The 7,783-nt window shown below is 44.2% G+C and carries 6 protein-coding genes and 2 tRNA genes; 4 read left to right on the top strand and 4 right to left on the bottom strand.

All coding sequences use genetic code 11. The features are described 5' to 3' along the window. Positions 1–221: 221 nt before the first annotated feature. Both efp and earP read right to left on the bottom strand, forming a co-directional pair. Entirely contained in the window at positions 222–779 is a 558-nt protein-coding gene (gene efp, locus BZL35_RS04445) for an elongation factor P (protein ID WP_106183035.1), read from the bottom strand. A gap of 193 nt (positions 780–972) precedes the next feature. After that, positions 973–2,211, bottom strand: coding sequence for an elongation factor P maturation arginine rhamnosyltransferase EarP (gene earP / locus BZL35_RS04440; protein WP_106183034.1), 1,239 nt, complete (start codon positions 2,209–2,211; stop codon positions 973–975). 302 nt (positions 2,212–2,513) lie between these two features. On the opposite strand from earP, the gene uvrC reads away from it, so the two are divergent. The 4 genes from uvrC to BZL35_RS04420 all read left to right on the top strand — a co-directional run bounded on the left by uvrC (position 2,514) and on the right by BZL35_RS04420 (position 5,656). Then, positions 2,514–4,469, top strand: coding sequence for an excinuclease ABC subunit UvrC (uvrC, locus tag BZL35_RS04435; protein WP_245916356.1), 1,956 nt, complete (start codon positions 2,514–2,516; stop codon positions 4,467–4,469). A 160-nt stretch (positions 4,470–4,629) separates the two neighbouring features. Next, the gene (gene pgsA / locus BZL35_RS04430) at positions 4,630–5,226 is read left to right on the top strand and encodes a CDP-diacylglycerol--glycerol-3-phosphate 3-phosphatidyltransferase (protein ID WP_106183033.1); all 597 of its coding nucleotides are present in this window, start codon (positions 4,630–4,632) and stop codon (positions 5,224–5,226) included. Between the two features lie 179 nt (positions 5,227–5,405). Beyond that, positions 5,406–5,481, top strand: a tRNA-Gly gene (locus BZL35_RS04425). Between the two features lie 101 nt (positions 5,482–5,582). After that, positions 5,583–5,656 (top strand) — tRNA-Cys (locus BZL35_RS04420). A 339-nt stretch (positions 5,657–5,995) separates the two neighbouring features. On the opposite strand, the gene BZL35_RS04415 is transcribed toward BZL35_RS04420, so the two are convergent. Both BZL35_RS04415 and murI read right to left on the bottom strand, forming a co-directional pair. Next, the gene (locus BZL35_RS04415) at positions 5,996–6,460 is read right to left on the bottom strand and encodes an SRPBCC family protein (protein WP_106183054.1); all 465 of its coding nucleotides are present in this window, start codon (positions 6,458–6,460) and stop codon (positions 5,996–5,998) included. A gap of 372 nt (positions 6,461–6,832) precedes the next feature. Then, entirely contained in the window at positions 6,833–7,702 is an 870-nt protein-coding gene (murI, locus tag BZL35_RS04410) for a glutamate racemase (protein ID WP_106183032.1), read from the bottom strand. Positions 7,703–7,783: the final 81 nt, after the last annotated feature.

Below are 7,783 nucleotides of genomic sequence, written 5' to 3'. Positions count from 1 at the left end.
ATTCTACGCCGATGATAGTGCGGATTCCCGTGTGAAAGTAGGTAATCGTCAGGCACCAATTTAAACCCCTTGCTACTTATGTGGCGAGGGGTTTTTTGTTTTAAAGCATATCGCGTAGCTGAAACCGCCGCTTTTTCTTTTGATAAAGTGGACATGTGTTGGCCGACGCTGTTGTGTTCCGCACTTTCTATTTGTTGTGCAGAGGACTGCAGTGACTTTATTTACGCCCGATTCCGATATTCATCCGTTCTTGTATCGATTTCAATTTTATCCCCTATATTGCAGAATATAGGTACTGAGATTTCGAAACCAGTGGAGATTTTTGCAGGCTTGAGAACCTTACCTGAAGATGTATCACCGTTGATGGCGGGTTCTGTGTATATTATTTCGCGAACGATAGTGGTTGGTAGTTCGACGGAGATGGCTTGATTGTTGAATAGTACAATTTCACAAGCCATGTTGGCTTCAAGATAATTGAGCGCCTTCCCGAGGTTTTCAACATCGATTTCGTAAGAATTGAAGTCGGCGTCCATGAACACGTATGCTGGATCTGCGAAATATGAGTAATGTACGTCCTTATGTTCTAGGCGAACGTCTTCGAATTTGTCGTCAGCTTTGTAGACTGATTCGCTAGAGCCAATACCTTGTAGCTTCTTGAACTTCATCTTTACGACAGCGGAGTTGCGACCGGATTTGTTGTATTCAGCCTTGACGACGACTTGGGCAGTACCGTTAATCATTACGATGTTACCAACACGAAGTTCTTGAGCGGTTTTCATAAAAATTGTTTCCTAAGATGAAATAAGCGATGGCGTGCGCGTGGAATGTATTTTGCTGTCTTCCAGAAAAGATATACTGTCGAGATTGCGGTGTATTTATTAACTAACCCTCAATTCAATTACTGCAGCAGTACGGTTTTAGCGCCACTCTATCTAGGCATCTGCGATTTCTACATGAGGCGAAAGATTAAAGCTAAAAGCTTTGATCAGCCTCGCATTCTACGTTATTTTCAGTGAAGTTAACTAATTGTTGGGTCAGATCATCGTATATCATGAGTTGATTCGTCCAAGCTCGTGAATGACGTTGTAATGCCGGTAATTGTGCAATAAATGCTGCCCAGTCAGGTGATGTATTTGAAAAATTGTTCCAGACATACCAGAATGTGCGTGTCGTTTCTCTGCTGGTTTTATCGAGTTTCTCATGTATCAAAAGGCTGTCATCTTGATTGCTTGATGAAAGTGATAAAGATAGATAACGAGTGAGGAAAGCGTCTAGCTTGTTACGGTGAGCATTATTTACCTGTGGGTAGATATGCCAGACAAAAGGTTTTCCTGCCCATTGTGCTCGCACGAAAGAATCTTCACCGCGGACAAAATTTAGGTCACATGACCACAGTAGCTGATCGAAGCGGTCTTGAGGTAGAAATGGTAATCCGTGAACAGTTAAGGCGCCGCGTGAAGCCTGTTTTCCAGCTGGTAATGCCTCTATGCCAAAATATCCGGTGATGAGAGGCATAATGCATCCTTGTGGCACTAAGCAGATTATGGGCTGTGAACTCTTTTCCCACTGGCTTAATAGTGCTGGCAATTTGGTGTTTTCATAAGAAAATAGTGATACCGTGAGAGCTCCTTCTGGTTTGGAATGGAAACCCAGCGCACGCCAGTGGGCTGATTGAATGTTCGGTGATGCGAACCAAGCATTGCGGCGAGTAATTAGATCATTCTCGCGTGCCACGCCGCCAGTTTTTTCCGTGAATCCAGGAAAAAAGAAAGTTTTTTGTAATCCTAGCTGTGGATGTATAGATTTTTGTAGATGATAATCTTCGACCCAGTCTTCTAAACCTAAGTATTCGAGGTTTATCCAAATAGATGAAGATTTCGCTTGCTGTTTTGCATACATAGCCATGACATATGTTGCGGGTAGTTCACAAGCGAAAGCTTCGATGACTACTTTGTTGGGTATGTGCTTCTCTGCGTCGAATGTGTCAGTCCAGTGCCGGACATCGACACCATCGAAAATTTGCTTTCTGCGAGAGATATCGATTTCCGGCCGTAAAGCTGAGAACGCTTTGAGATTATCGACCCAAAGGCGCACGCGCCAGTTGTGTTCTTGGACCAGTTGACGTGCGAGGCGCCAACAGACACCGATGTCACCATAGTTATCAACAACAGCGCAGAAAAGATCACAACTGAGCGTGTGACGGATAGTCATGGGAGAATAATTAAGGAAAAAGATGAGTTTAATTTATTAATTTTGATTTAATTAAATATTTACGTTATGGCCAGCATAGCGTAAATATTACATATGTATTAATAGAACACATCCATTAATCGCTGACTGAAGATGTGCAATATGAGATCAAAGATATCCTCTTCGAGGCATTTCCAAAAACTTCTTTTTCTGATCGGATGGCATATTCCACAATGAAAAATCAATTGGAGCCAAGTATTTCTGAAGCCGATGCAAGTGATGATGCCTTGGGGGAGGCCTCCAATGTAGTATCAAAGAACACGATGCGTTTTGATGCTCGCTCTTTACTCGCCGAGCTTCCTCATTTGCCAGGTGTCTATCGTTATTATGATGCTGCCGGTCATATCCTATACGTTGGCAAGGCGCGTGATTTGAAGAGACGTGTGTCGAGTTACTTTAACAAGACGCAGCTTTCACCACGCATTGCGTTAATGGTAAATAGTATCACTAAGGTAGAGATAACCGTCACACGTTCCGAAACTGAGGCGCTACTGCTGGAGAATAATCTTATCAAGGCACTACATCCGAAGTACAACATTCTTTTTCGTGATGATAAGTCATATCCTTTTCTTAAGTTGACGGGACAGACGTACCCACGTATGGTCTATTACCGTGGTACGATTGACCGTAGAGCCGAATATTTTGGTCCTTTCCCGAGTAGGTGGGCTGTTCGGGAAAGCATCCGGATTCTGCAGAAAGTATTTCAGTTGCGCACGTGTGAGGATTCCGTCTTTACTAATCGGACACGTCCATGTCTTTTACATCAAATACATCGATGTAGCGGCCCATGCGTTGGGCTCATTAGTGAAGAGGATTATGCACGTGATGTCTCAAATGCCATCGCTTTTTTATCGGGACGGCAACAGGAAATACTGAAGAAGCTTGAGATCAATATGCTAAGTTATTCGAAGGCACTCAAGTTCGAACAGGCGATGGTGGTGCGGAATCAAATGCAGGCGCTGTCCAGTATCTTGCAACAGCAGTCGATGGAGACTGTGACAGATGTCGATGCGGACGTGCTTGCTGTGGTGTGCCAAGGTGGTCGGACTTGCGTCAATCTTGCGATGGTTCGTGGGGGCCGTCACTTGGGTGACAAGGCATATTTTCCAATAGTATTTGAATACTCATTCGATGATAAGCATGAGACGTTCATTGGTCTTTCTGAAAATATTGATTTGGCGGACGATGCTCCCTTGATGGACACTGGGATTGGTATATCCCTGGAAACCCGTTTGCTTGAAACATTTGTTGCTCAGCATTATATTGATCAACCAGTGCCACCTATATTGATAGTTAGTCATGCGTTGCCGGATAAGGAATTACTTGATGTTTTATCTCAACAGATGGGGCGACGTATCAAAATTCTTCGTCAACCAAAGGGAAAGCGGCGGGTATGGCTCGACATGGCTCGGCAAGGTGCACAGCTCGCGCTGAATCGGTTGTTGAATGAGGAAAGTAGCCAACAGGCTAGAATTCACGCGTTAGTAGATGTCTTGGGACTGAAGTTGGATAATCCTGACGAGCTTCGTATCGAATGTTTTGATGTCAGTCATACGCAAGGCGAGGCGACGCTGGCATCATGCGTTGTCTTCCATCATCACAAGATGCAAAATGGAGAGTATCGGCGATTCGATATTCATGGAATTACTCCGGGTGATGATTATGCCGCGATGCGTCAAGTGCTGACGCGTCATTATGGACGTTTTTTGGGAGTGGTGGCAGAGAAGATTTCCACTGTATCGCAGATACACAGCGACGCTGTTCTCGAGGTCAATTTGCCGCAGCTGGTGTTGATTGATGGTGGAGCTGGACAAGTGGAAGTGGCGCGTCAGGTGTTTGATATGTTAGGACTTGATACGGGTGTAATTGTTGGTGTAGCAAAAGGCGAGGGCCGCAAAGTAGGGCTAGAGACGCTTATTTTTGCGGATGGTCGTGCTTCTCTTTCATTGGGCCGAGAAAGTGCAGCGCTGATGTTGATTGCACAGATTCGAGATGAGGCGCATCGATTTGCCATCACTGGCATGCGAAACAAGCGAGCGAAGGCACGGCGAGCCTCTGGTTTGGAGGGCATTGAAGGTATTGGAGCAAAGCGCCGGCAACGTTTGTTATTGCGTTTTGGTGGGATGCAAGGGGTAATGGCTGCAAGTATGGATGAACTCGCGAGTGTCCAAGGCATTTCATCCACTTTAGCTGAAGAGATTTATCGTAAATTTCATTGAATAGTCTCGAGCTTTTAGGAACGCTAGTAAAAGCTGAGGTATGTTTTGTATCAATTATTTTTAGAGTCTTGTCGTCATTGAATAGACGGGGCACAATGCGAGTCTGGTGCGGCCGCTGAGCGGGCCGTGTGTCGACTGCAATTGCCGGACTCATGGTGCCATGCCATTCAATTTGCCTATTTTCCTAACCTGGCTTCGGATCGTTCTGATCCCCTTGATTGTTGGTGTATATTATTTTCCGCTTAGACATTTAACAGCCGAGCATATAAACTGGGTGGCGTGTTTGATTTTCATCTTAGCGTCTTTGACTGATTGGTTCGATGGTTATCTAGCTCGACGATTAGATCAAACGTCAGCTTTTGGCGCATTCCTAGATCCGGTGGCTGATAAACTTATGGTAACGGCGGCGCTGCTGCTGTTACTGGAGCTGGGGCGTATCAATGCGTTGATTGCAGTGGTAATTATTGGCCGTGAGATTGCAATTTCTGCGTTGCGTGAGTGGATGGCGCAGATGGGGGCATCGCGTAGTGTTGCTGTGCATCGGCTTGGTAAAATTAAGACTGTCGCGCAGATGGTGGCTATTCCCTTATTGCTGTACGATGGGATTATTAGTCCGATGGACCTTATTAGGTTAGATACTCGTATGTGGGGTACTTGGCTAATCTATGTTGCGTCAGTATTGACTTTGTGGTCAATGTTGTATTATTTGCGCCGTGCTTGGCCCCAAATCCGAGAGCGTGGAGGAGTAAAATTATAAGCATATTTCTATTTTTTGGTGATTAGAGCCAAAAATTTTGTATTTTACATGACTGAATACTTGACATAAGCTATGACTTTTATGATAATCCGAAATCTCATCTACTGATGATGAGGAGAAGAATTATAGATTTTGGGCGGTTATTGCAATAGAATTTTAAATTCTCCCATAAAAGAAATGCGGGAGTAGCTCAGTTGGTAGAGCGCAACCTTGCCAAGGTTGAGGTCGCGAGTTCGAGACTCGTCTCCCGCTCCAAATTTAAAGGGAAGCATCGCTTCCCTTTAAATTTGTTGAGAATCAAGATGATTTTGGCTGTGGGTGCCATCAGCAGGATAATATTAAGAGTAAAAAATTTTGGCGGAGTGGCAGAGTGGTTATGCAGCGGCCTGCAAAGCCGTGGAAGCCGGTTCGATTCCGACCTCCGCCTCCAGTTTGACAAGCCCTAATTTTCTGATAGCCATTATTGGCATGACCACCGTCTACTTGAAGATATATTGCGCCTAGGGTCGGGATGGATTTCTTGGTATCTAGTATATTCTCGAGGCATATCCAGAGTATGAATTTATATTTATAACATCTCTTCTGAAAGGGAGGCGCCGTCAATAGGTGCGGGTCATTCCTGTTTCATATTACATTTAAAAGCCTGAGGGAATTAATGAAAATGAGCAGTGCATCGAAGAAGTGAAATTTTAGATATTTTGAACCTGGAAACATAGTATTAGCTTTTGGACGAGAATTCCATAAGCGGAAATCTCCGTTAACTTGGTCCTTAACCTAGAAGATTTTCTTCACCGAGTTGGCGAATGCGTCGTATGGTATCAAAATCTGCTTCTTGGTAAGCAGATTTCACCAATTCCATATAGTATGCACTGTCTTCATCTTGAACTTGGGTCAGCGTAGTTAAGTAATTGAACCGGACGAATAAATAGTCTTCTGAGGGTTCCTCGATACTTGTCGTGAGTGAGCCACCAGGGTGTTCGTTCGTGGCCTCAATCTCGTAACGAACCGAATGCAATGTAGTAAAAATTACACGATCAAGAATTCGTGTTTGACTAAAATTTAGTTTTCGCTCGAGAGTGCCGTCTTTACCCTCCCGAATGATGCAATCATTTAGCCCAACTAAAAAATTCTCTGGCTGCGTGGCGCGCAGGACTAACCCTCGCCAAAGTTTTTTGCGGGTGAGAATGAGAGTATTAATTGGTTTATTGACCTCGATCAGATGTTCATAGTGCAAGGACTTCTCCTTAAAAGGATATAACGATCTTTCCGGGATGCGATGCATTGATCTTGAAAATATTTCAGAAATTGGTGAATTCTTATTACGATTATTTCTTGAATAATTGCATTCGATAGTCTAGTTTTCCATTGAGATTCATCTGTGGTGATGTTTTTCTTGGAGATAAACTCTGTATCGGTAAAAATGGAACTCTTTAAATAGGATTATACTTGTACTGAGACACTATATTTGCGATTCTCTGATCGAGTTTATATTTTTTGGGCTTGCTACTTGTCTGAGGAAGATGAAGTTTGATGATATCTTTAAGAGGTGGGGTATCATTGCCAAGATGATCCCATAGGTCATCGAAAGTTTTATGAGTAACAGATTTTAAGTAGTGACGTCATCGATAGTAAGCCTATGCACGACAGGGGCTTCTGTCATTAATTTATCTACCATCGCTTGCATGGATAAGGTGTTTGCAGTTGCGTAGAGACTCAATTGTCCATGTGGTGTAAATTTTTCTTGGAGAAATTTTTGGTTTTTTCTAACCTTCATGAGATCGAAGTTTTCAGGTCCGTCAATTAGACCAGAGGTCTCTAGCTCTCGCACCAATTGTTTGGCGATGGCCATCCCAGTGTCAATGATTGTTAAGCTGTCCCCTACCAAGGTGCGGATCGCGGGGATTAAAAACGGATAATGAGTGCATCCTAGGACCAGCGTATCTGCACCTTGTGTGAGCATGGGTTGGAGATAGGTTTCCAGAAGATTTATGATGGTAGGGGAGTCGATATCACCAGTTTCAATACGTTCGACGAGACCGTGTCCAGCTTGACACAAAAATCTACGTTCCTCTGCGGCATGTTTGGCTAATAGTTGTTGGAATTTTTCGCTACGCAATGTGGCTACAGTTGCTAAGACGCCGATGATGCCTGAACGACTGGCCTGCGCAGCAGGTTTGATGCCGGGTTCCACACCAATGATGGGATACTTTGTTTTAGTTCGCAACGTGTCGATCCCATGCGCGGTTGCTGTGTTGCAAGCGATGACTAAGGCTTTGATTCCTTGGCTTTGTAGCCAGTGGTCGATGGCGATGGTGCGTGCAGTGATAAAGGCATCCGTTTGTTCGCCGTACGGTGCATAGCGTGAATCAGCGCAGTAGATTAGTGAAGCATGTGGTAGTAAGCCGCGAACGGCTTTTAGGATGGACAATCCACCTAGTCCGGAGTCAAAAATCCCGATTGGCTGGGAGGTGAGCATGTTATGTGTGCAAAAAGAAAAAGCTTGATGTACCTATAATTCGGGTTGAATCCATGAAAAGAGATTGGTAAGTTTTGGGAG

This window comes from Candidatus Pandoraea novymonadis (assembly GCF_003004665.1).
Classification (GTDB): Bacteria; Pseudomonadota; Gammaproteobacteria; order Burkholderiales; family Burkholderiaceae; genus Pandoraea; species Pandoraea novymonadis.
Note: the sequence above shows the minus strand (reverse complement) of the source record. Positions and strands in the feature narration are given on the sequence as shown.

Coding starts and splice junctions, on each gene's coding strand:
- efp (WP_106183035.1), bottom strand. CDS start 779: ATGAAAACCGCTCAAGAACTTCGTGTTGGTAACATCGTAATGATTAAC.
- earP (WP_106183034.1), bottom strand. CDS start 2,211: ATGACTATCCGTCACACGCTCAGTTGTGATCTTTTCTGCGCTGTTGTT.
- uvrC (WP_245916356.1), top strand. CDS start 2,514: ATGCGTTTTGATGCTCGCTCTTTACTCGCCGAGCTTCCTCATTTGCCA.
- pgsA (WP_106183033.1), top strand. CDS start 4,630: ATGCCATTCAATTTGCCTATTTTCCTAACCTGGCTTCGGATCGTTCTG.
- murI (WP_106183032.1), bottom strand. CDS start 7,702: ATGCTCACCTCCCAGCCAATCGGGATTTTTGACTCCGGACTAGGTGGA.